This window comes from Nocardia sp. NPDC005998, assembly GCF_040614395.1.
Lineage (GTDB): Bacteria > Actinomycetota > Actinomycetes > Mycobacteriales > Mycobacteriaceae > Nocardia.
In genome coordinates this window covers 1-21,260 of the sequence record NZ_JBEXUI010000062.1, presented here as the reverse complement: position 1 = coordinate 21,260, position 21,260 = coordinate 1, and the positions used below count along the sequence as shown (strand labels likewise).

General features: G+C 66.7%; 21 protein-coding genes and 1 riboswitch. Of the genes, 11 read left to right on the top strand and 10 right to left on the bottom strand.

What is annotated here, in order from left to right:
- Window positions 1-75: 75 nt before the first annotated feature.
- A complete protein-coding gene (locus tag ABZ293_RS39955; protein WP_355189554.1) occupies window positions 76-1,668 on the top strand; it encodes a GMC family oxidoreductase N-terminal domain-containing protein in 1,593 nt (530 codons plus the stop codon).
- Entirely contained in the window at window positions 1,665-3,362 is a 1,698-nt protein-coding gene (locus ABZ293_RS39950; protein WP_355189553.1) for an aldehyde dehydrogenase family protein, read from the top strand. The genes ABZ293_RS39955 and ABZ293_RS39950 overlap by 4 nt, the downstream gene beginning before the upstream one ends.
- A gap of 120 nt (window positions 3,363-3,482) precedes the next feature.
- On the opposite strand, the gene ABZ293_RS39945 is transcribed toward ABZ293_RS39950, so the two are convergent.
- Window positions 3,483-4,916: an aminobutyraldehyde dehydrogenase gene (locus ABZ293_RS39945; RefSeq protein WP_355189552.1), complete on the bottom strand. Its 1,434-nt coding sequence runs from the start codon at window positions 4,914-4,916 to the stop codon at window positions 3,483-3,485.
- Window positions 4,917-4,983: 67 nt separating this feature from the next.
- Here ABZ293_RS39945 and ABZ293_RS39940 point away from each other — a divergent pair, with 67 nt between their 5' ends.
- Window positions 4,984-5,328: a hypothetical protein gene (locus ABZ293_RS39940; protein WP_355189551.1), complete on the top strand. Its 345-nt coding sequence runs from the start codon at window positions 4,984-4,986 to the stop codon at window positions 5,326-5,328.
- Window positions 5,329-5,397: 69 nt separating this feature from the next.
- On the opposite strand, the gene ABZ293_RS39935 is transcribed toward ABZ293_RS39940, so the two are convergent.
- Window positions 5,398-5,796 carry a nuclear transport factor 2 family protein gene (locus ABZ293_RS39935; RefSeq protein WP_355189550.1) on the bottom strand — a complete coding sequence of 133 codons (399 nt, stop codon included), beginning with the start codon at window positions 5,794-5,796 and terminating at the stop codon, window positions 5,398-5,400.
- A gap of 94 nt (window positions 5,797-5,890) precedes the next feature.
- On the opposite strand from ABZ293_RS39935, the gene ABZ293_RS39930 reads away from it, so the two are divergent.
- Window positions 5,891-6,340, top strand: coding sequence for a MarR family transcriptional regulator (locus tag ABZ293_RS39930; RefSeq protein WP_355189549.1), 450 nt, complete (start codon window positions 5,891-5,893; stop codon window positions 6,338-6,340).
- A gap of 40 nt (window positions 6,341-6,380) precedes the next feature.
- On the opposite strand, the gene ABZ293_RS39925 is transcribed toward ABZ293_RS39930, so the two are convergent.
- On the bottom strand, window positions 6,381-6,569 hold the full coding sequence (locus ABZ293_RS39925; protein ID WP_355189548.1) for a hypothetical protein: 189 nt from the start codon (window positions 6,567-6,569) through the stop codon (window positions 6,381-6,383).
- A gap of 18 nt (window positions 6,570-6,587) precedes the next feature.
- Here ABZ293_RS39925 and ABZ293_RS39920 point away from each other — a divergent pair, with 18 nt between their 5' ends.
- Together ABZ293_RS39920 and ABZ293_RS39915 are read left to right on the top strand one after the other, a co-directional pair.
- Window positions 6,588-6,725, top strand: a complete 138-nt coding sequence (locus ABZ293_RS39920) for a hypothetical protein (protein ID WP_355189547.1) — start codon at window positions 6,588-6,590, stop codon at window positions 6,723-6,725.
- A gap of 223 nt (window positions 6,726-6,948) precedes the next feature.
- Entirely contained in the window at window positions 6,949-7,158 is a 210-nt protein-coding gene (locus tag ABZ293_RS39915; protein ID WP_354959812.1) for an EF-hand domain-containing protein, read from the top strand.
- A gap of 67 nt (window positions 7,159-7,225) precedes the next feature.
- Here the strand turns inward: ABZ293_RS39915 and trpS are convergent, their stop codons facing one another.
- The 3 genes from trpS to ABZ293_RS39900 all read right to left on the bottom strand — a co-directional run bounded on the left by trpS (window position 7,226) and on the right by ABZ293_RS39900 (window position 10,156).
- Window positions 7,226-8,266, bottom strand: coding sequence for a tryptophan--tRNA ligase (gene trpS / locus ABZ293_RS39910; protein WP_355189546.1), 1,041 nt, complete (start codon window positions 8,264-8,266; stop codon window positions 7,226-7,228).
- Between the two features lie 230 nt (window positions 8,267-8,496).
- Window positions 8,497-9,552: an alpha/beta hydrolase gene (locus ABZ293_RS39905; RefSeq protein ID WP_355189545.1), complete on the bottom strand. Its 1,056-nt coding sequence runs from the start codon at window positions 9,550-9,552 to the stop codon at window positions 8,497-8,499.
- A gap of 334 nt (window positions 9,553-9,886) precedes the next feature.
- Window positions 9,887-10,156 (bottom strand): hypothetical protein, encoded by a 270-nt coding sequence (locus tag ABZ293_RS39900; protein ID WP_355189544.1) that lies wholly within the window; start codon window positions 10,154-10,156, stop codon window positions 9,887-9,889.
- Window positions 10,157-10,233: 77 nt separating this feature from the next.
- Between ABZ293_RS39900 and ABZ293_RS39895 the strand changes: the two genes are divergently transcribed.
- Genes ABZ293_RS39895 through ABZ293_RS39885 form a run of 3 tightly spaced genes read left to right on the top strand, consistent with a single transcriptional unit; the run spans window position 10,234 to window position 11,355 of the window.
- Window positions 10,234-10,671 carry a glyoxalase superfamily protein gene (locus ABZ293_RS39895; RefSeq protein ID WP_355189543.1) on the top strand — a complete coding sequence of 146 codons (438 nt, stop codon included), beginning with the start codon at window positions 10,234-10,236 and terminating at the stop codon, window positions 10,669-10,671.
- 5 nt (window positions 10,672-10,676) lie between these two features.
- Window positions 10,677-11,165, top strand: coding sequence for a DUF2752 domain-containing protein (locus ABZ293_RS39890; RefSeq protein WP_355189542.1), 489 nt, complete (start codon window positions 10,677-10,679; stop codon window positions 11,163-11,165).
- Window position 11,166: 1 nt separating this feature from the next.
- On the top strand, window positions 11,167-11,355 hold the full coding sequence (locus ABZ293_RS39885; protein ID WP_354959815.1) for a hypothetical protein: 189 nt from the start codon (window positions 11,167-11,169) through the stop codon (window positions 11,353-11,355).
- Between the two features lie 7 nt (window positions 11,356-11,362).
- Here ABZ293_RS39885 and ABZ293_RS39880 read toward each other — a convergent pair whose 3' ends face one another.
- The 3 genes from ABZ293_RS39880 to ABZ293_RS39870 all read right to left on the bottom strand — a co-directional run bounded on the left by ABZ293_RS39880 (window position 11,363) and on the right by ABZ293_RS39870 (window position 17,330).
- Window positions 11,363-12,718, bottom strand: a complete 1,356-nt coding sequence (locus tag ABZ293_RS39880) for a M1 family metallopeptidase (RefSeq protein ID WP_355189541.1) — start codon at window positions 12,716-12,718, stop codon at window positions 11,363-11,365.
- A complete protein-coding gene (locus ABZ293_RS39875; RefSeq protein ID WP_355189540.1) occupies window positions 12,718-16,743 on the bottom strand; it encodes a Pls/PosA family non-ribosomal peptide synthetase in 4,026 nt (1,341 codons plus the stop codon). Before ABZ293_RS39875 ends, ABZ293_RS39880 begins: the two co-directional genes overlap by 1 nt.
- A gap of 164 nt (window positions 16,744-16,907) precedes the next feature.
- Window positions 16,908-17,330: a MarR family transcriptional regulator gene (locus ABZ293_RS39870; RefSeq protein WP_354959818.1), complete on the bottom strand. Its 423-nt coding sequence runs from the start codon at window positions 17,328-17,330 to the stop codon at window positions 16,908-16,910.
- Between the two features lie 81 nt (window positions 17,331-17,411).
- On the opposite strand from ABZ293_RS39870, the gene ABZ293_RS39865 reads away from it, so the two are divergent.
- Window positions 17,412-18,842 (top strand): MDR family MFS transporter, encoded by a 1,431-nt coding sequence (locus tag ABZ293_RS39865; RefSeq protein WP_355189539.1) that lies wholly within the window; start codon window positions 17,412-17,414, stop codon window positions 18,840-18,842.
- 60 nt (window positions 18,843-18,902) lie between these two features.
- On the opposite strand, the gene ABZ293_RS39860 is transcribed toward ABZ293_RS39865, so the two are convergent.
- Window positions 18,903-19,535 carry a LysE family translocator gene (locus ABZ293_RS39860; RefSeq protein ID WP_355189537.1) on the bottom strand — a complete coding sequence of 211 codons (633 nt, stop codon included), beginning with the start codon at window positions 19,533-19,535 and terminating at the stop codon, window positions 18,903-18,905.
- 117 nt (window positions 19,536-19,652) lie between these two features.
- Window positions 19,653-19,766: riboswitch (SAM riboswitch) on the top strand.
- Window positions 19,767-19,812: 46 nt separating this feature from the next.
- Between ABZ293_RS39860 and ABZ293_RS39855 the strand changes: the two genes are divergently transcribed.
- Window positions 19,813-21,135, top strand: a complete 1,323-nt coding sequence (locus ABZ293_RS39855; protein WP_355189535.1) for an aminotransferase class V-fold PLP-dependent enzyme — start codon at window positions 19,813-19,815, stop codon at window positions 21,133-21,135.
- The last annotated feature ends 125 nt before the right edge of the window (window positions 21,136-21,260 follow it).

The window sequence follows — 21,260 nt, the reverse complement described above, 5'->3', positions numbered from 1 at the left end:
ACATGGTGGACGGTCGCCTCGGACCCGCAGTATCGACGGTGACAGTGACCGGGGCCATAGATCCCCGATTTCCAGGTGATTTCGAGAGAGGTGCCCACCGTGTACGACTATGTCGTCGTAGGCGCTGGATCCGCTGGATCCGTGCTGGCCAGCCGATTGTCCGAGGACCCGCGGGTCCGGGTGGCCCTGGTCGAGGCCGGGCCGCAGGACACCGCAGACGAGATCCATCTGCCGGTCGCCTTTCCATCGCTGTTCAAAAGTCCGCTGGACTGGGATTACGACACCGAACCAGAAGCCGGGCTGTCCTTGCGTCGCGCCTATCTGCCGCGCGGGCGCGTGGTCGGCGGATCCAGTTCGATGAACGCGATGATCTATATCCGCGGTGCGCGTGCCGACTATGACGGCTGGGCGGCTGGCGGCGCCGACGGCTGGAGCTATGACGAGGTACTTCCGTACTTTCTGAAGGCCGAGGACAACGAGCGCGGCAAGGACGTCTACCACGGCGTCGGTGGGCCGCTGACGGTGAGTGAAGGCCGCTCGCAACATCCGCTGGGCGAAGCGTTTCTGTATGCCGCCGAACAGGCCGGTCATCTGCGCAACGACGACTTCAACGGGCCGAGCCAGCTCGGCGTCGGCCGCTACCAGGTGACACAGCGCAACGGCATGCGGTGCAGCGCCGCGGTCGCCTATCTGCACTCGGCCGCGGACCGTCCCAATCTGACCGTGATCACCGACGCTCTCGCGCACCGGGTCGTGTTCGACAACGGCCGTGCCACCGGTGTGGTCATCGGCCGGAGCGGGAGCATCGAGGTGATTCGCGCCGAACGCGAAATCATTGTGACCGCAGGCGCATACGGATCGGCACAACTGCTGCTGCTCTCGGGCGTCGGCCCGGCCGCACAGCTGTCGGCGTTCGGAATCGAGGTGGTTTGTGACCTGCCGGTCGGGCAGAACCTGCAGGACCACCTGTCGGTATTCCTCAACTACCGCACCGATCACGAGTCGCTGATGACCGCGCTCACTCCGGAGAACCTCGGCCTCCTACAGGAAGCCGGCCGCGGACCACTGACCTCCAATATCGGTGAGGCAGGCGGATTCATCGAGACCCGAAGCGGTCTCGCGGGGCCGGACATCCAGTTCCATATGGCCCCGGTGCTCTTCCACGGCGAAGGCATGGGTGCCGCGACCGAGCACGGTTACGCATTCGGTCCCTGTCTGATCAACCCGACCAGCCGTGGTGAACTCACCCTGCGCTCTGCGGCCCCCGGCACCGCGCCGCGCATCCGCCACAACTATCTCGGTACCGAAGCGGACCGCGCCAGCCTGATAGCCGGTCTGCGCAGCGCGCTGGAGATCGCCGCCCAGCCCGCGCTCCAAGAGCTCAATACCGGCGAATTCCTCACTCCCGCAGGTGATTCCGATGCCGACCTGCTCGATTTCGCGGCCCGCACCGGGCAGACGCTCTACCACCCCACATCGACCTGTGCAATCGGTGCCGTCGTCGATCCGCGATTGCGCGTGCTCGGCGTGCGCGGTCTGCGGGTGGCCGACGCGTCGGTCATGCCCTCGGTAGTCCGGGGCAACACCAATGCGCCAACGATCATGATCGGCGAGAAGGCTTCGGTCATGGTTCTCGAGGACGCCGAATCGGAAGGAAGCCAAGCGTGACCGCAACCGTGACGGCAGCCATCGACGCCGCCGTATCCGCACTGCGCAGCGGGGAAATCCAGTGGTCTCGAACCGACTTGGCCGCCCGGCGTCGACTGCTCGAGCAGATCCATGCCAATACGGCCGGGCATGCGCAAGAGTGGATCGAGGCCGCGGCGCGAATCAAGAAACTGACTTTGGATTCGCCCCTGCTGGGCGAGGAATGGGTCAGCGGACCGTACTCCCTGCTCACCGGGGCCGCCGCACTCGCGGAATCCCTGCTGGCGCTGGAGCAGGGGCACAGCCCGGTCGACGGATACCCGATGCGCCCGGCACCCGGCGGTCGGACCGCCGTCGAGGTATTCCCGCACGGCATATTCGACGCCCTGCTGCTCAATGGATTCCGCGCCGAAGTCTGGTCGCGGCCCGGCGTCGACGCCGAATCCGTCCGCGCCCGTGCGGGATTGGGCCAGCGCACGCCGACCGATACCGGTGGTGTCGGTGTGGTGCTGGGTGCGGGCAATATCTTCTCGATCGCCCCGCTGGACGTGCTGTACCAGCTGTACGCCGATAACCGGGTGGTGGCGCTGAAGCTCAACCCGATCACCGATCCGCTGCTGCCGGTGCTCGAGAAGATCTTCGCGCCCATGATCGAGCGCGGTTTCCTCCGCCTGATCACGGGCGGTCCGGACGTGGGATCGGCATTGGTGCACCACCCCGGGGTGGACGCGGTGCACATCACCGGCAGCGCAATCACCCATGACGCCATCGTCTTCGGTACCGGAGCCGAGGCCGAGAAGAACCGGGCGGCGGGCACGCCCGCCCTGGCCAAGCCCATCACCAGCGAGCTCGGTGGCGTCTCGCCCACCATCGTGGTGCCGGGCCGCTGGTCGAGCGCGGATCTGCGCTTCCAGGCCGAGCATCTGGCCACGCAGCGGCTACACAACAACGGGTACAACTGCATCGCCGCTCAGGTAGCGGTGATCTCCGCGGACTGGCCCCAGAAGGAGCGGTTCCTCGCCGAACTCCGCGCGGCGATCGGCCGTGCGCCGCAGCGGCCCGACTACTACCCCGGATCGGCGGACCGCGTCGCGGCCGCGCGCCGGACCTATCCGCACGCGCAGGCGATCGGTCCGCGCACACTCATCGAGGGCATGGCACCGGATCGCCACGAACCCGCGCTGCACACCGAATACTTCGCCCCGGTGCTCGGCGTAATCGAATTGCCCGGCGACCCAGCCGAATTCCTGGCACGGGCAGTCCGCGTGTGCAATGCGGAGATCGAGGGCACACTCGGCGCGAACATCATCGCCCATCCCACCACGATCAAACGGCTGGGCGAACGGTTCGAGTCGGCGGTGGCCGAGCTGCGCTACGGCACCATCGCCATCAACGCCTGGACCGGCCTGGGGTATCTCACCGCCCGCGCCTCGTGGGGCGCGTTCCCCGGGCACACACTGGCCGATATTCAGAGCGGAATCGGTGTTGTGCACAACGCATTGTTGATCGCCGAACCGGAACGAACCGTGGTCCGCGGTCCGTTCCGTCCCGCGCCGCGGTCACTGCTGCACGGCGAATTCAGTCTCTCGCCGAAGCCGCCGTGGTTCGTGACCAACCGCACCGGCGCCACCACCCTGCGGCGCCTGACCGACTTCGCGAAGAACCCCGGCATCGCCGCCCTGCCAGCGATTTTCGCCTCTGCACTACGCGGCTGAGGACGGCTGTCGGCCGGGCCGGGCGCGCTCCGGCCCGGCCGACCGCCGTGCACACTCGATATCGCGGTCTCGGATTCGGCTGCCACGCAAATGAGTTCGTGAGCGGGCGTGATATCTGGGCTAGTCGATCTTGGCCATGACATGCTTGACGCGGGTGTAGTCCTCCAGCCCGTACATCGACAGATCCTTGCCATGCCCGGACGACTTGAACCCGCCGTGCGGCATCTCGGCGATCAGCGCGGTGTGGGTGTTGATCCACACCGAGCCGAAGTCGAGTGCGGCCGATACGCGCAGCGCCCGCGACACATCCTTGGTCCACACCGAGGACGCCAGCCCGTATTCGACGCCGTTGGCCCACCGGATCGCCTCGTCTTCGTCGGTGAACGACTGCACGGTGATCACCGGGCCGAAGATCTCGTGCTGGCTCAGCCGGTCGGACTGCCGCAGCCCGCCGATGACCGTCGGCTCGACGTAATACCCCTGGTCGCCCTGCCGGTGTCCACCGGTCATGACCGAAGCGTGATCGGGTACCTCGCCGAGGAAGCCGAGCACCCGCTGTAGTTGGTTCGCGTTGTTGACCGGTGGCACCCAGGCGTTCTCGTCGTCGGTGGCCTTGCCGAAAGTCGTTGTCGCACTTACGGCCTGCTCGGCCAGCGCCGCGGTCAGATCTTCGGCCACCGACGCGTGACCGAGCACCCGGGTGGCCGCCGTGCAATCCTGCCCGGCGTTGAAATAGCCGGAGGCCGCGATACCCACGGCGGCAGCAGCGATATCGGCGTCGGGAAACACGATTACCGGCGCTTTGCCGCCCAACTCCAGATGTGTGCGCTTCAGACGGGCACCGGCCGACTCCGCGACCGCACGGCCCGCGGCCACCGAACCGGTGATCGATACCATCTGCGGGGTCGGATGCGCGACCACCGCCGCACCGGTCGCCCGGTCACCAGTTACCACGTTGAGTACGCCCGGCGGCAGATGTTTCGAGGCCAGTTCGGCCAGCATCACCGTGGTCACCGGGGTCGTGTCACTCGGCTTGATCACCACGGTATTGCCCGCGGCGATCGCGGGAACGAACTTCCAGATGGCCATCATCATCGGGTAATTCCACGGCGTCACCTGCCCGATGACGCCGACCGGCTCCCGGCGGATCCACGAGGTATGGCCCGCCAGGTACTCGCAGGCGGACTTGCCCTCGAGTACCCGCGCCGCCCCCGCGAAGAATCGGGTCTGGTCCAGCATCTGCGGAATCTCGGCGGCCGAGGTGACGTGTCTCGGCTTGCCGGTGTTGCGGCCCTCGGCCTCGACCAGCACGTCGGCGGCATTCGCCACCTCGTCGGCGAAATCCAACAGCGCTTTCTGGCGGTGCGACGGCGTCGTGCGCTTCCAGTCACAGAACGCCCTGGCCGCCGCCGCGTACGCATTGTCGACGTCTTGTTCGTTCGACACCGGGGCGGTGCCGTACTGCTCGCCGGTGGCAGGGTCGACGAGCGCCATAGTCGCACCGCCGACCGAATCGACGAGCTTGCCGTCGATGAAGTTCTGGACCACTGTCATGATGCCTCCTCGCTTGCTCTGTTCAGTCGACCTTTCGCTGACGTGACACGTTTGATCCGCTGTGTCCATGTTGACGCAGCGTCCTGCCGAGATCCGCTCGTTCGATCTCGATGCGGGCGCTATTCGGCTCGAGTTCTTCGCGCATCCGCGGCTGATACGTCCTCGAATCGTGGTCGAGTTCGTCGAGCAGTCGCCCGCACGCAAGACTGCTGTGCAGCGCCGCGGCCTGGCACGCAGGAAGGCCAGCCCCTCGACGCCGCCGAGGTGTTGCTCGGCGGCGTCGAGGGGTACAAGTCCGCTCGAGGCGATCAGCGAGCGGACCGGCATCCCGCCCGCGTCGATGTACCACTACTTCGCCGACCGGCACCAGGTCGAGGTCGAGCTGTGCAGGGCCATCTGCGCGATCTCGTAACTGCATCGCCACGAACTTGGACCCGCCGGAGGATCTCACCCCGCGTGACGCCGGTTGCGGCGAATGGACTCAGCGGGCGCTGCCCAGGTTGCGTTCGGATTCGGGGCCGGCGAGCAGGAGGGTGGTTTCCTCGATGCGGCGAAAGCGGCCGTCGGGGGCGAATTCGCCGAAGAGGTAGACCTCGGTGGCGACGTGGGTGCCGTCGTTTTTGATGACCTCGACGATGTGGCGGTCGGCGTAGGTGTGGTCGTGCGCGAACTCGTCGAGGACGCGAACCGATCCGGTGGTCACTACCTCGCGCAGGTGGGCGATGTGCTCGGCGAATTCGGCGCGGTTGTCCCAGCGGCCGTCGGTGCGCTGACGGTAGTCGGGGGCGAAGTGGCGGTCGATGGCCTCGGCCAGCGGCAGGCCGGGGGTGAAGAGCAGGTCGGTGAGCGCAGTGGCGATATCGGTGCAGGTGGTGGTCATGAGAACTCCTGAGATCACATTCGGATAAGCGTGCGTAGCGCACGCATCTAGACGATACACAACTTGCGTGCGCGGCGCACGTTATTCTTTTGGGGTGGACGATGACCTAGGTGAGCTTGTCGGCGACGCGCTCGGGATCCTGCTGCGCCGTGATGCCCGGGCGCGGCTTTACCGCGACCTGACCGAGGGGTTGGGTGCAGCGGTGGATCCGGTGACCTATCCGGTGCTCAGCGGGCTGGCGCGCAATGGCTCGTGCAGCGCCGCCGACCTGGCCGGGCGCATCGGGCTGGACCGCTCCGGCGTCACCCGGCGCGCTTCCCGGCTGGAGGACGCAGGTCTGCTGCGTCGCGAACTCGACCCTGCCGACGGGCGCGCCACCTTGCTAGCGCTGACCGCCGCCGGGCAGCAGACGGTCGACACTATGCGGCGGCGGCTTGCCGATCAGCTGAGCGCAGGCTTCGCCGACTGGCCCCCCGAACAGGCTCGAGCGTTCGCCTACGGCCTGCGCCGTTTCGTCGACGAGACTTTCCCGGCCGATTCATGAGCCGACCCGATCTCTCGGATCGGCTTTATCAAGGCGCTGCTTATACGACGTCGCCGATGCCGCCGCCGAGACGCTGCTGTCCGACGACCACATCGGGCAGACCATCCCGATCACCGGTCCACAGGCACTCACCCGCACCGAGCAGGTCGCCACGATCGGCGCCGCGCTCGGACGACAGATCCCGCTGACCGAGATCACCCCCGACGAATTCCGCACCGAGACAGCGCAATTCATCCCCCAGCCGATCATGAAGATGCTGCTCGACTACTGGAGCGACACCCTCACCACCCCCGACCAGGTACGTCCCGCCACTGCCGTGACCGGCAAGCCTGGACGCACCCTGGCCGAGTGGGCCACCGACCACCGCGCCGACTTCGGCGCCTGACCATTCCACCGACCGTGCGGCCCAGCCCGGCCGGGCCGCACGGTGTAGTCGTGCCGGTCCAAGGAAAGGAAAAGCGGCCAATTTGCCGGAGAATTGGAATTTCGCCACACCGATATCAACTCAGCCCCTAGCCTTGATGCGTCAGGTTTTTCCAGTACGGCTCGACAACTGTCCATGCGGAGTGGCGCGCTGCCACCCGCCTAGAAGTTGGGAGATGAACCGAATGGATAACAGGGACATTCTCGACGCATTCAAGGCCATGGATCGCGACCGCGACGGCTTCGTCAGCCGCGAAGAATTCTTTGCGCACTACGAGAACGAGGGCAAGCATCCCGAGGATATCGAGGCCCTGTTCGACAGGATCGATATGGACGGCGACGGCAGGATCATCGAGCACGAATTCCTGGCCGCCGCGGCCGGCGGACGTATCTGAGCGAATCCAGCTGATGCGCGAATCGGTCCCGGGAGATAGCTCCCGGGACCGATTTCTGTCGCAGCGGTCAGTACATGGTTCCCATTGCGGAGCGGACCTCGTCGAGGGTTTGGTCGGCGATTTCATTCGCGCGGGTGTTTCCGGCACGGATAACGCCGCGGATGACGTCGGGGTCGCGGGCGAGATCCTGTCTGCGCTGGCGGTGTGGTGCGAGGAAGTCGTTGACCGCGTCGGTGGTGAACTTCTCGAGCCCGCCGGAACCGGCGTCGCCGATCTGGCTCGCCAGGGTGTGCTCATCGATGCCGGAACACAGTGCGGCGGTGGTCAGCAAGGCGGAGACGCCGGGGCGGTTTTCGGGGTCGAAGCTAATGGTGCGCTCGGAGTCGGTCGGGGTGCGGCGGATGAGGGCGGCGGTTTCATCGGCGGTCATGGCAAGAGTGATCGCATTGCCATAGCTTTTCGACATTTTTCGGCCGTCGAGACCGGGTACTTCGGGTGTCGAAGTGAGCAGGGCTTGCGGCTCCGGAAAGATCTGGCCGTAACGTTCGTTGAAGCGGCGGGCGATCACTCTGGTCAATTCGATATGCGGCAGATTGTCTTTGCCGACGGGAACCAGATTTCCCTTGCAGAACAGGATATCGGCGGCCTGGTGGACCGGATAGGTAAGCAGGAGCCCGCTCAATGCGCGCCCGGCTGCGGCGTGTTCGGCCTTGACCGTTGGGTTGCGGTGCAATTCGGCCTCGGTGACCAGGCTCAGAAAGGGCAATATGAGCTGGTTGAGCGCGGGTATCGCCGAATGGGTGAAAATCGTCGCCCGGTTCGGGTCGATGCCGGCGGCGAGATAGTCGAGTACGGCGCTGTAGACGTTGTCACGTAACGGACCGATGCGGTCGCGGTCGGTGATGACCTGGTAGTCGGCCAGGATGTTGAACGTTTCGACGCCCAGGTTGTGCAGCCGGACGCGTTCGGAGATCGTGCCGAAATAGTGACCGAGATGCAGCGGACCGGTCGGCCGTTCGCCGGTCAGCACCCGGTATCGGCCGGGATTCGTGGCGACGGCGGCAGCGAGTTCGTCACTGCGTTCGCGGGCGGTGGCGTACGACTTCATGTTCGGCTCCTGGACGGATGGTCTGGGGCCGTACGAAACCTCGTTCCGCGCAGGAACATTCACGGGCTGCGTACAGCCCGTGGACATGGTCAATCGGGCTGCGAAGGCAGCCAGCGCCATGTCTGTCGGAGGTTGATCACCGGTCGACGGTAGCAACGACGACCGATGGTGTGCCAGGAAATTCTTCTGGGGCCGGGCGCCGTTGACCAGCCCCAGAAGAGGTTCGGGGATCAGCCCGCAACAGCCTCGGTGGGATTCGCGCGCTCGGCGGTATCGGCGATGAGGGTGTTGAAGCGGGCGGCGGCCTCGATATTGCCGAGGTGGCCGGTGGGCCAGACCTGATAGTCGGCGAGATGACCAGCGTGGGTCAGCACCTCGACGATCGGGCGAGACATGCGCTCGGGCAGAAGGTGGTCCTCGGCGCCCGCGATGACGGTGGTCGGAACCGTCAGATGCGCGGCGGCATCGCCGAGGTCGAGGTCGGCGAGCGCGGCGGCGTGTAGGCCGCGGGTGAGCGGGCGGCAGGAGCGGACGATGCCGAGCGCGAAGTCCACCTCGTCGCGGGTGGCGGGCTTGGACATCACGCGGGCCTTGAAGACCGCGCTGACCGGCCAGCCGCCGGGCAGCGGAACCGGCGCGGCGAGCACGGTTTCCGCGATGACGAGCGGGACGCGCACATTGGCGCCGAGTACCGTCACCGGGCGGTTGGCGACCATGAGCGGCTTGTTGAACAGCGGCAGCAGGTCGGTTTCGTAGCGGATATCGCTGGCCGCGGTATTGGCGAGGATGACGGCGCTCGCGCGTCGGGTGACCTGTTCCGGATAGCGAGACGCCCACGCCTGCAGCGTGATTCCGCCCATGCTGTGCCCGACGAGCACGGCCCGCTTGCCCAATGAGAGGGTGGCCGCGAGTACGGTCTCGAGGTCGTCGGCCAGGGTCTGTGCGCCCGGACCGTTGCTGCCGAGGGTGCTCTCACCGTGGCCGCGCTGATCGTAGGCGAGCACGCGGTAGCGGTCGGCCAAGGCATTGATCTGCGGATTCCAGTACTCGATGCAGCAGCTCCAGCCGTGGATCAAGACGATGACCTCGCCGTCGGCGGGGCCGTAGGCGTGGACCCTGAGCTTGGCCCCGTCTCCGGTGGTGACCGGGATGACCTCAGGGGCGGTCGCGGGCTTGTTCAGCGACGCGGTCCGGTAGGTACGAGACCGAAGTCCAGCACGGTAGGCGGCGGTCAACGGTTCGTCTCCGCGCATGTCCGCCAGCGTCCTCATCGACTTGACCAGCATGTCGGCACTCCTTTGTGTCATCCGCCACAGTACAGTGCAAGCAGAGTGCTTGCTAGTGCTAGCGCTCCATGGCGGAAATCCTGGCTCTATCGGATGGATACCCGAAATTAGGTCGACCAATAGTGCTCATTAGAAGAAACATCGGGCTCGAGCACCTTCTTCCTGGATATCGCCCGGTATCGACCCGCTCGTTACCGCCCTCGATCGCCCGGCGCTGCCTCAACTCCCCTGTGCCAGCGACGATCCCGGCCGCAAAGGTCACGAAACGGCCACACCCCTCGTCGGGATCCGCGCACAAGGGGTGCGGACCCTGACGAGGGGTGCGGAAGAGAGATCAGCTGGGGGAGAGGAAGTCGGTGATCTCGTCGGGCATTGCCAGGCAGACCTGGTCGTCCGGATGGAAGTCGTCGGGGATGTCGCGGCGATTGGGGGCGCGGACGAAAACGACAACAGAGGATCCATCTCCGGGGTCTATTTCTACTGCGACCGAGCCGGAGAAATCGCTGTCCGGGGGTGCGTACCAGTGGCCCACATGCCCGAATTCGAGCTTGCGAGCCGCGCTGACCCCGAATCCTTCGAACCGGGTAACACCAGCGGTGTCCACGTGAAGAAATTGTACTCTAGCTGCGGAAACGCCGGAAAGAAATGAAAATGTCGGTGGGCGTTGCGATGATTTCGACCGTGGCTTCCGATGCGGTCCGGCTAGCGGCGCCGATTCCGGTGCTGCGCATATTCGATGTCGCCAAGGCGTACGAGTTCTACTGCGACTATTTGGGTTTCACCATCGACTGGGAACACCGGTTCGGTGCCGACTTTCCGCTCTACGCGCAGTTGTCGCGGTCGTCGGCGACGGTGCATTCGAGTGAGCATCACGGAGACGGAACTCCGGGATCGGTGGTGTGGATCGCGGTGGACGACATCGCTGCGCTGCATGCCGAGTTGGCGGCCAAGGACTATCGCTATGCGAAGCCGGGTTGCCCACAGGAGGGGCCGGGTGGGCCGGGGGTCGACTTGGCCGATCCGTTCGGCAATACCTTGCGATTCGCCCAACCCGAATCCCGAACGACCCTGGTCCCGAGTCGGCTGTGGCGGCGGTGGGTCGGCCGCGACTACCGTTGATCCTTGTGGAGATAGGGCAGGCGGTACCGGAACCGGTCGCGCATACGGACCCGGCACCGAATCCGGAAGCGCCAGCGGAGCGGGCGAAGCGCACCGGGCTACGCGCCATGGGGTGGCCACTGGTCGCTGCGGGCGTCGGCATCGGCGCCGCTGCTCTGCTGCATTTTCGTGATCCACACCGCGAAGGCTCGTACGGAATCTGCCCCGTCTACGCGCTGACCGGGTTCTACTGCCCCGGCTGCGGTGGCATGCGGGGTATGCACAATCTGACCGACGGCCGGATCCTCGATGCGGTGCACAGCAATCTGCTCGTGCTGCCACTGGTCCTGGCCTTCGTGCTGTGGATCGGTGACTGGTCGCTGCGCGCCTGGCGCGGGGAGCCGATGCGACTGCCGCGGATCAGCCGCACCACGATGTGGATGTTCATCGCGCTGCTCATCGGCTATACGGTGCTGCGGAATACGCCATGGGGGACCTGGTTGACGCCGGTGTGACGTGATGGAATCGCTGAAGGACAGGGTGCGAGCGAAGCTATTGCGTCAGCTCGCCGAGGACGGCGCGCTCGATCAGGAGCAGGACGATCCCCGCCTGATCTCGGTCGTAGCCGATCTCGGCGCCCTGAACAGCGTCGCGGCCGATGATCCCCTCGTCGAGGAATTGGCCACGCGCTACCTGGTGTTCTGAGGGCGCGTCAACGCGATGTCGTATTGGCCTGTCCGCCGATCGGCGGCAGTTGCGGCAGCGGTTGGGCGAGCAGCCAAGCATCCCATAGCGGCCGCAGTGGTACCAGGCTGTAATGGCCGGCCAGATCGGTGAATTCCTCGGTGCTGACCGAGGCGTGTCGATAGCGAATCGTCCACTCGCGCAGTAGCTCCCAGAAGGCCCGCTCGCCGAGTTCGAGGCGCAGTGCGTGCAGGGTGAGCGCGCCGCGCTTGTACACGCGATCATCGAACATGCGCTGTGGGCTCGGATCGCCGATGATGATGTCCTGCGGTTCCCTGGACAGATTGTGTCGGGCGGCGCGCGCCAGCTGATCGGCGGTCGGCCCGCCCGCGGCCTCCGACCAGATCCATTCGGCATAGCAGGCGAAGCCTTCGTGTAGCCAGATATCGCGCCACTGCCGGATGGTGAGGCTATTGCCGAACCACTGGTGCGCGAGTTCGTGTGCGACAAGGCGTTCCGCGCCGCGGCGGCCGTCACAGTGGTTGGCGCCGAAGACCGAGATGCCCTGGGCCTCGATCGGGATCTCGAGGTCGTCGTCGGTGATGACGACGGTGTAGCCGTCGAAGGGATACGGGCCGAACTTCTCGATGAACAGCTCCATCATCTGCGACTGGCGGGCGAAGTCGTGCTCGAAATTGGCGCGCAGCCGGGCCGGGGCGACAGCCTGCATCGCCACCGAACCGTGCGGGGCATCGAACCGGTGCTTCTGGTACGGCCCGATCTGGATGGTGGCCAGATAGCTCGACATCGGTTCGGGCTGTTCGTAGACCCAGGTGGTCTGGCTCGCCTTGGTCTGCTTGCGGACCAGGGTGCCGTTGGCCAGCGCGTAATACGGGGTATCGGTGGTGATCGAAATCCGGTAGCTGGCTTTGGAACTCGGATGATCGTCGCAGGGGAACCAGGATGCGGCGCCATTGGGCTGGCTGGCGACCAGGGCGCCCTCGGTCAGTTCCTCCCAGCCGACCTCACCCCACGGCCCGCGCACCGGCTTCGGAACGCCCGCGTATTGCACGACCAGTCCGAGCACCCCGCCCGCCGGAATCCGATGCTGCGGGGTGATCACCAGCTTGCCGTGCTGGTGGACGTACTTCGCAGGCTTGGCCCCGTTGACGAAGACCTTGGCGACGGTGAGCGCTTGGGACAGATCGAGTGCGAAACGATCGCGCACCCCGGTGGTCACCGCGGTGATCGCGGCGCGGCCTGCCAGGCGGTTGCTGGTGACCTTGTAGGTGAGCTCCAGTTCGTATCGCGATACCCGGTAGCCCCGATTTCCGTTCTGCGGTAGGTATTCGTCGATGGGCTCTTCGTAGAACTTGCCCCGCATCAGTTGGCTGCTCCGACCTCGCTCGGCCTCGGCGCCGCACTGGACCACGGCGCGATCGGATTTCCCCACCAGCGACTGGACGCCGGGACGGTGTCACCCCGCATGACCAGCGACGCGGGACCGATGGTCGCGCCGTCGCCGATGCTCGCGGCGGGCAGCGCGACACAGTGCGGTCCGAGGGTGGCACCGGCGCCGAGGGTGACGGTGTCCATGGCCATGATTCGATCGTGGAAGAGGTGGGTCTGCACCACACAGCCTCGTTCCACGGTCGCGCCGTCACCGAGTGTCACCAGGTCCGCCTCCGGTAGCCAGTAGGACTCGCACCATACCCCGCGACCGATCTTTGCGCCGAGTCCACGAAGCCACAGATTCAGCACCGGGGTGCCGGTCGCGGCCCGCGCGAACCAGGGCGCGGCAACGGTTTCGACGAAGGTGTCGGCAACCTCATTGCGCCAGACGAACGAACTCCACAGCGGATGTTCCTCGGCGCCGATTCGCCCGACCAGCGACCACTTCGCGATGACCGAGCTGGTGCCCGCGATCGCACCAGCGGCCAGCAGCACCACACCGCTGAGCAGCGCGGCGGCCAGATAGCCCACCGATTCCGCGATCCAGGCCAGTGTGAACAGCACACCGAGGCCGATCGCGAAGGTCACCAGTACCGGTATCAGCCTGCAGGTTTCGACGATGCCGCGGAAAACCTTGAGGCGCGGGGGCGGATCGAAGGTGCGCTCGGTATCGCCGGTTTCGGAGGCGCGGCGCAGCCGGACCGGCGGGCTGCCGAGCCAGGACGAACCCGCCTTGGCCTTGGACGGCGCGGCCGAGAGCACCGCGACCAGACCGTTCTTCGGCACCCGCCGACCGGGCGCGGTCATTCCGGAATTGCCGAGGAACGCGCGCTTGCCGACCTTGGCATCGCCGATGCGCAGCCAGCCCCCGCCGAGTTCGTAGCTGGCGATCATGGTGTCGTCGGCGAGGAAAGCGCCGTCGGCGACGGTGGTGAACTTCGGCAGCAGCAGCACCGTTGAGGCCTCGACGCTCTTGCCGACCTTCGCGCCGAGCAGCCGCAGCCACAGCGGGGTCAGCAGGCTGGCATAGAGCGGAAACAGGAAGGTGCGCGCCGAATCCAGCAGGCGCTCGGTGGCCCAGGCCTGCCAGCCGACCCGACTGCGGACGGGGTGATGGCCCTCGGTGAGTCCGATGCTGAGCAGTCGGACCGCGAGCACCGTCGTCACCGCGTAGACGGTCAGGCTGAGCAGGGTGGCGACGGGCAGGATCGCGAAGCCGCGTCCGAGCGCGCCCGCGAGCGTGGTCGCATCGCGGATGAACCAGGCGATGAACGCGCCGCCGGTGGCCAGGCCGAGAATGGGCATCGCCGCCAATGCCATCGAGGTCACGCCGAAGATCGCGACCCAATGCGCGGCCCTGGCGGGGGTGTTTTCCGGCCAGCGGTGCGGTGCCTTGCCGACCTTCGTGGCTGGCGAGCCCGCCCACTCCTGTTCGGCCTTGACCTTGCCCGCCACCGAGGAGCCCGGTGCGATCTCGGCGTTCTTGCCGATCTTGCTGCCGGGCAGCAGAATCGATCGCGCGCCGATCACCGCACCGGGGCCGATGGTGATCGGCCCGATGTGCACGATATCGCCATCGATCCAGTAACCCGAGAGGTCGACCTCCGGTTCCACACTGCAACCGTCGCCGAGTTCGAGCATGCCGGTGACCGGCGGCAGGGTGTGCAGATCGATACCGGTGCCGATCTTGGCGCCGAGTGCCCGCGCGAACGGCACCATCCACGGTGCGCCGGAAAGGCTTTCGGCGCCGCTGGCCTCGGACAGCCGGACCGCGGCCCACAGCCGCAGATGCACCGAGCCGCCACGTGGGTAGCTGCCCGGCGCGACGCCGCGCAACAGCACCCGCGCACCCGTTGCGCATATCACCATGCGACCGGGCGGGGAGATGAACAGCAGGAAGGCGGCCAGCGTCCACCACCACGAAAGATGCGGCAGCCAAGGCAGCGAGCCGGACCAGCCCGCGATATTCCCGACAATGGCCAGCCAGGTGAGCCACTGCATGCCGGTGAGGGTGCTCAGCGGGACGGTGGCGAGCACCTGTGCCCACTGGGCGCTGCGCGGGGTGGGGCGCACGATGCGGGTTTCGACCGTCTCCGATGGTGCGGTCTCGTCCAGTAGTTCGGCGAGTGCGCCGAGGCGCGGATGGTCGTACAGGTCGGCCACGGCAATGCTCGGATAGCGTTCGCGCAGGGCGGTGACCAGTTGGGCGGCCGCGAGCGAGCCGCCGCCGAGATCGAAGAAGTCGCCGTCGGGGCCGGTGACCTCGGCCCCGAGAATCGAATCCCACAGTCCGGCGATCCATTGCTCGGTTTCGGTGAGGTCGGCGCGCGGGGCGTCGGTCTCGTTGGGTAGCGGCCACGGCAGGGCGTTGCGGTCGACCTTGCCCGAGGTACGGGTCGGCAGATCGGGGACGATGGCGAGCCTGGGGACCAGTGGGGCCGGGAGTCGTTGGGCGAGTTGGGCTCTGGCCGCGGACAGGTCGAAATCCGGTGCGGTACCGGTGAGATAGCCGACCAGGATCTTATTGCCCGCCTTGGTGGATCGGATGGCGGCGGCGGCCCCGGTCACGCCGGGCAGATGCTGTAGTGCGTTATCGATCTCGCCGAGCTCGATGCGGCGACCGCCGAGTTTGATCTGATCGTCGGCGCGGCCGAGGAAGACCAGCCCCTCGCTGTCGTTGCGGACTAGATCGCCGCTGCGATAGGCCCGGTCCCAGCCGAGTGACGGTAGGGGAGCGTACTTTTCGGCGTCCTTGGCCGGATCGAGATAGCGGGCCAGGCCGACGCCGCCGATCACGAGTTCACCGGATTCGCCCTCGCCCACCGGATTGCCCTCGGCATCGACGACCGTCAGATCCCAGCCGTCGAGCGGGAGTCCGATCCGGACCGGGAAGCCGCCGTCGAGCAGGGCCGCACATGCGACCACCGTTGCTTCGGTGGGGCCGTAGGTATTCCACACCTCGCGGTCCGAACGGCGTTCGCCCGGCCCATCGTGATCCGCTTCCTCATCCGAGTCCGCCGCTCGCGCCGCGGGCCGTCCGGCAAGGCGTTCGGCGAGTTCGGGCGGCACCGCCTCGCCGCCGAAGATCAGCAGCCGGACCGGGTCGAGCGCCTCGGCGGGCCAGGTCGCGGCCAATGTTGGCACCGTCGAGACGATGCTGATCTCGCGACGGACCAGCCAGGGGCCGAGATCCGCGCCGGTGCGGACCAGGGCGCGCGGCGCGGGCACCAGGCAGGCGCCATTGCGCCAGGCCAGCCACATCTCCTCACAGGAGGCGTCGAAGGCGACCGAGAGTCCGGCCAGGACCCGGTCGCCGGGTCCGATCGGGGCGTCCTGGAGGAACAGGCGTGCCTCGGCATCGACGAATGCCGCGGCATTGCGGTGCGAGACCGCGACGCCCTTCGGGGTTCCGGTGGATCCGGAGGTGAAGATGATCCAGGCGTCATCGTCGGTGGTAGGGCGAACGGTCGATTCGGCGGCGGTCGCTTCCGGGTGTCGATCGGTTCGTTCGGCGGCCGCGACGGTCGGTTCGATGCCCTCGGCCGTCGCGATGGCGGTAACTCGGGCTTCGCCGAAGACCAGCCGGGCGCGCTCCTCCGGATCGTCGGCGTCCACCGGGACGTACGCGGCACCGGCATAGAGAATGGCCAGGATTGTGACGTAGAGCTCATGCGAACCGGATGGCATGCGGACGCCGACGCGATCGCCCGGGCGCACGCCCGCCGCGATCAATCCGACGACACCGGCGTCGATCTCGGACAGCAGCTCGGTATAGCTGAGCACCACGCGGCCGTCATCGATCGCGGGTGCCTCGGGGTGGGCCTGCGCGGTGCTGTTCAGAACGTCGACAAGGGTCCTGGCCTGCGGCGCGAGTGCGGAGCGTAGCAAGGGGTTCGGCGTCGGGAGCCCCGTCGCCTGGTCCTTGCCCGCCGCGGCGTCGACCTGCGGCTGCAGCATTACGTCCTGCCCACCTCTCATAGACCTGCCTAGCGCTTTCCTCGTTGTTGTTCCACAAGATGGTTACCAGTGGGCAAACGCCACGGAGACCAACTGTCTACGGTACCTGCGGTATCGGCATGTTGTCGTCGACCGAACCGGGTGGTCGGTTGGCGGCGGCGGGGTCAGAGGTCTTCGCCGAGCGCCTTCAGGGCCAGGCGATGCAGGGTGCGCCGCTCCTCGTCGTCGAGTCGGTGCAGCACCCGCTCGGCGGCCTGTTCGATGAGTTCATCGGTCTTGCGGCGCTCGGCCCGTCCGGCCCGGGTGATGGAAAGCCGGTACTTGCGGCGGTCCGTCGAATCGCGGGTGCGGACCACGAATCCGGCGTCTTCCAGGCCATCGATCAGTCGCACCACCTCGCTGCGATCGATGCCGAGCGCGGTGGAGACCTGCTGCTGGGACAGGTCGTCGAACTCCTCCAGGCAGACCAGCACCCAATGTTCGCGCAGGGACGTGCCCATTTCGGCGTGCACGGCCTTGTGCAGCTTGCCGAGCGCATAGGTCGGGAAGCGGAGTAGGCCGCGGGGGTGGATGTGGTCGGCGGGCATTCGGTAATTGTATCTATTGTTGACGCATGCAATTGTTGATAATCTCCACAATCTAGGTTGTCTACAAATAGCGGAGGATCCATGTCGGATACTCGAACGGCCGTCGCCGCCACCGCACCCGCACCCGCACTCGAACCGATTCCGGCGCGGGTATGGCGGGTCGCCGGTGTGGTGGTCTTCGGCGCCGTGATGAGCATGTTGGATACGTCACTGGTCAATATCGGCCTGAACACCATTGCCGCGGATCTCGGTGCGGCACTGGATAGTGCGCAGTGGATCGCGAGCGGATATCTGCTGGCACTGGCCGTGACGCTGCCGCTGTGCGGTTGGCTCGGACGCCGGTTCGGGATGGATCGGGTCTGGTTGAGCGCACTCGCCGGGTTCACCGTTACCTCGGGGTTGTGCGCGCTGGCGCCGAATATCGACTGGCTCATCGGGTTGCGAATTGCGCAGGGGTTGGCTGCGGGTTTGCTGGTGCCCGCTGGGCAGACGCTGATCGGTCAGGTCGCCGGTCCGCATCGGCTGGGTCGGGTGATGAGCGTGGTCGGGATCGCGGTGGTCGCCGCGCCCGCGATCGGGCCGACGATCGGCGGCGTCATGCTCGCGAACCTGGACTGGCAGTGGTTGTTCCTGATCAATATCCCGTTCGGGCTGGTGGCGTTCGTACTGGCGCGCCGGGTATTGCCGCGGGCGGCGACGGCGGATACCGGGGGCCGATTCGATACCACCGGATTCGCGTTGATCGGCGTCGGTCTGTCGGCACTGGTCTACGGGCTCGGCGAATTCGGTAGTCGAGGTAGCGTTTCCGCGCCGACGGTGTGGGTTTCGGTGCTGCTCGGCGCGCTGGCACTCGGACTGTTCGTGGCGCGGTCGGTGCGCGGGCGCGGTGCGAATCTGCTCGATGTCGGACTGTTCCGGCACCCGGTGTTCGCGACGGCGAATGTGGCGAACTTCTTCGCCGGTGCCTCGATGTTCGGGTCGATGCTGGTGCTGCCGTTGTACTTTCAGGTCCTGCACCGCGAAGGTCTGATAGCGACCGGATTGCTGCTGATGTCGTTCGGGCTCGGCGGCATTATCGCGATGCCGATCGGCGGCCGGTTGACCGATCGGTACGGCGGGGGTGTTGTCGCGGTGGTCGGAAGTGCGGTCACGGTCGCCGTTACGGTGCCGTTCGCGCTCGGCGATGCCTCGATGAATCCTGTTGTGATACAGGCGCTTTTGCTGATTCGGGGCATGGCGACCGGGTTGACCGGAATGCCCATTGTCGCTGCGGCGTACGCGGCGGTGCGACCTCAGCAGATGCCGGATGCGGCGTCGTTCGTCAATATTCTGCAGCGGGTCGGCGGGTCGATCGGGGCCGCGTTGCTGGCGGTTGTGCTGTATCGCGCGGCGGCCGCCGGATTGTCGGTGGATGCCGGGTTCCGGCAGGCGTTCTGGTGGCTCACCGCTGCCGCGGTGGTTTCCCTGATCGCGTCGGTGCTGCTGTGGCGCAAGGAGATTCAGCCAAAATAGCGATGCTGTCCGCCTTGTCGACGGCGACCGGAGGTGGCCGTCGACGAGGCGCACAATGGATTACGCGGCCGAGGCGGCGGTGCCGATACCGAGTGCGGCGAGAATCGCCGCGCTGATCTGCTCCAGCCGATCGCGAACCCGGGGGCGGCGCAGCATGGCCACCGCCCGGGCGGCCAGCAGCGCGAGCAGGATCATCTCCACGGCCGCGATGGTGCTTTCGATGGCGCCGAGCGCGAGAGTGTTCGCGAAGGTGACGTCGGTGAGGAACTGCGGCAGCACCGCCAGGTAGAACAGACCGACCTTCGGGTTGAACATGCACGACACCAGGCCCGCGGCGAATGCCGAGCGAATCGAGGTCGCCTCGCCCGCGCTCGGCTGACCGGACACCTGCGCGCTGGCCCCGCGCTGTTTGCGGTGCTCGATCAGCGCCCGAATTCCCAAGTACACCAAGTAGATTCCACCGACGACCTTGAGTGTCCGGTAGGCCATCGCGGACTGTTCCAGCAGTGCGGCAACCCCCGCCGCGACCACTACCGCCCAGACGATGCCGCCCAGCGCCGAACCGACTGCCGCGGCGATGCCGGGGCGTGCGTCCACGATCGAGAATCGCAGCACCAGGAACGAGTCCGGGCCGGGCGTGATCGACAGCAGAACGCACAGGCCGACAAAGCTGAGCAGCAGGGAAAGCGTCACCTCTCGATGAGATCGCAGATCGCCCGGCTTTGCAAGGTTATTTATTTGAGTGCATGTATATGCACTGGCGAAAACGGCGGTTGACACGGCGGTGCGGCATCTGCCAATCTCGGTTCAGGTCATGAGTACCAGCGTCAAGCCCCGGCTAGCTGGTCGGCAACCCTCCTCCGCGGTGGGGTGCTCCGGGTGACGACCGGGCCGCAGCCCGACCGGGTGCGGCAAGCGCGGACTCGGATAATCACCTGATTACGGGTCCCATAACCGATGGGATTTTGTGATGACTGCTGTCGTTGACCAGACCTGTTCCGCCTTCGCCCGGGTCTCCGGCGACGATCTCCGGGTACCGCTGGTCCAGGGCGGGACAACCACCTACGCCAACTTCGACTACGCCGCGAGCGCACCGGCATTGGCGCAGGTCACCGATCGGGTGCAGCAGTTGCTGCCGTACTACGCGAGTGTGCACCGCGGCGCGGGCTACGCCTCGCGGATCTCCACCGAGTGCTACGAGGCGGCCCGCGGTTCGGTGACGCGTTTCCTCGATGCCGCCGACGACCAGGTGGTGGTATTCACCCGCAACACCACCGATTCGCTCAACCTGCTCGCCGCCTGCGTCCCCGGTGACACCGTGGTGCTGGATATCGAGCATCACGCGAACTTCCTGCCGTGGACCCGGCACGGCCGGCGCGTCGTCCGGGCCGCGGCGACCGTCGGGGAGACCATCCGCCAGCTCATCGCCGAATTGTGCAGTAAGCCAGCCGCATTGCTGGCGGTCACCGGCGCCTCCAATGTGACCGGTGAGGTACTGCCGCTCGAGCGCCTGGCCACCATCGCGCACCAGTGCGGCGCCCGCATCCTGGTCGATGCCGCCCAACTGGCACCACATCGTCGGATCAGCCTGCGCGACACCGGCATCGATTACCTCGCCTTTTCCGGGCACAAGCTCTACGCGCCGTTCGGCGCGGGAGTGCTTGTCGGACGCCGGGATTGGCTCGATGCCGCCGAACCGTATCTGGCGGGCGGCGGCGCGGTCCGCGAGGTCGGTGTTACCCGCACGGAGTGGGCACCCGCGCCGCAGCGTCATGAGGCCGGTTCCCCGAATGTCCTCGGTGCGGCCGCGCTCGCCGCCGCATGTGACGCGCTCTGTGCGATCGATCCCGAATCCCTTGCCACTCACGAACATCTGCTCGCCGATCAGCTGCGCACCGGCCTGTCCGCCATTCCCGGCGTCAACCTGCTGCGCATTTGGGACGACAGCCCGGATACCGTCGGCATCGTCGCCTTCACCCTGGACGGTTTCGCCCCCGGCCAGGTCGCGGCCTACCTCTCCGCCGAACACGGCATTGGCATTCGCGACGGCCGCTTCTGCGCCCACCCCTTGCTCGCGCGCCTCGGCCTCGACGGCGCGCTGCGTGCCAGCATCGGCCTCGGCACCAGTTCCGCCGATGTGGACCGGCTGATCGAGGCCATCGCCACCCTCGTCGCCAGCGGGGCGAGCTGGAACTACGCCTGCACCGATGGACTGTGGCAGCCGACCCCCGAGACCCGCCCCTTCACCAGCAACAATGCCACGGACGGCGCCGCACCCTGCGTGATCGGCTAGCCCTCGTCCAGATCAATTGCGGCCCCACCCCTCCGACTGCTCGCCGAGCGTAGATGCTCCTATGGATGTCAAGTGGTCGGCTGAGGCTGGTTTGCGGTGATGATTCGGTAGAGTTCGCGGGCGAT

What these genes read in the sequence shown, in the direction of transcription:
- ABZ293_RS39865 (WP_355189539.1), top strand. Translation starts at nt 17,412, where the DNA reads ATGTCGGATACTCGAACGGCCGTCGCCGCCACCGCACCCGCACCCGCA.
- ABZ293_RS39920 (WP_355189547.1), top strand. Translation starts at nt 6,588, where the DNA reads ATGAAGATGCTGCTCGACTACTGGAGCGACACCCTCACCACCCCCGAC.
- ABZ293_RS39940 (WP_355189551.1), top strand. Translation starts at nt 4,984, where the DNA reads ATGTTGACGCAGCGTCCTGCCGAGATCCGCTCGTTCGATCTCGATGCG.
- ABZ293_RS39905 (WP_355189545.1), bottom strand. Translation starts at nt 9,552, where the DNA reads ATGCTGGTCAAGTCGATGAGGACGCTGGCGGACATGCGCGGAGACGAA.
- ABZ293_RS39870 (WP_354959818.1), bottom strand. Translation starts at nt 17,330, where the DNA reads ATGCCCGCCGACCACATCCACCCCCGCGGCCTACTCCGCTTCCCGACC.
- ABZ293_RS39935 (WP_355189550.1), bottom strand. Translation starts at nt 5,796, where the DNA reads ATGACCACCACCTGCACCGATATCGCCACTGCGCTCACCGACCTGCTC.
- trpS (WP_355189546.1), bottom strand. Translation starts at nt 8,266, where the DNA reads ATGAAGTCGTACGCCACCGCCCGCGAACGCAGTGACGAACTCGCTGCC.
- ABZ293_RS39880 (WP_355189541.1), bottom strand. Translation starts at nt 12,718, where the DNA reads ATGCGGGGCAAGTTCTACGAAGAGCCCATCGACGAATACCTACCGCAG.
- ABZ293_RS39875 (WP_355189540.1), bottom strand. Translation starts at nt 16,743, where the DNA reads ATGCTGCAGCCGCAGGTCGACGCCGCGGCGGGCAAGGACCAGGCGACG.
- ABZ293_RS39945 (WP_355189552.1), bottom strand. Translation starts at nt 4,916, where the DNA reads ATGACAGTGGTCCAGAACTTCATCGACGGCAAGCTCGTCGATTCGGTC.
- ABZ293_RS39855 (WP_355189535.1), top strand. Translation starts at nt 19,813, where the DNA reads ATGACTGCTGTCGTTGACCAGACCTGTTCCGCCTTCGCCCGGGTCTCC.
- ABZ293_RS39915 (WP_354959812.1), top strand. Translation starts at nt 6,949, where the DNA reads ATGGATAACAGGGACATTCTCGACGCATTCAAGGCCATGGATCGCGAC.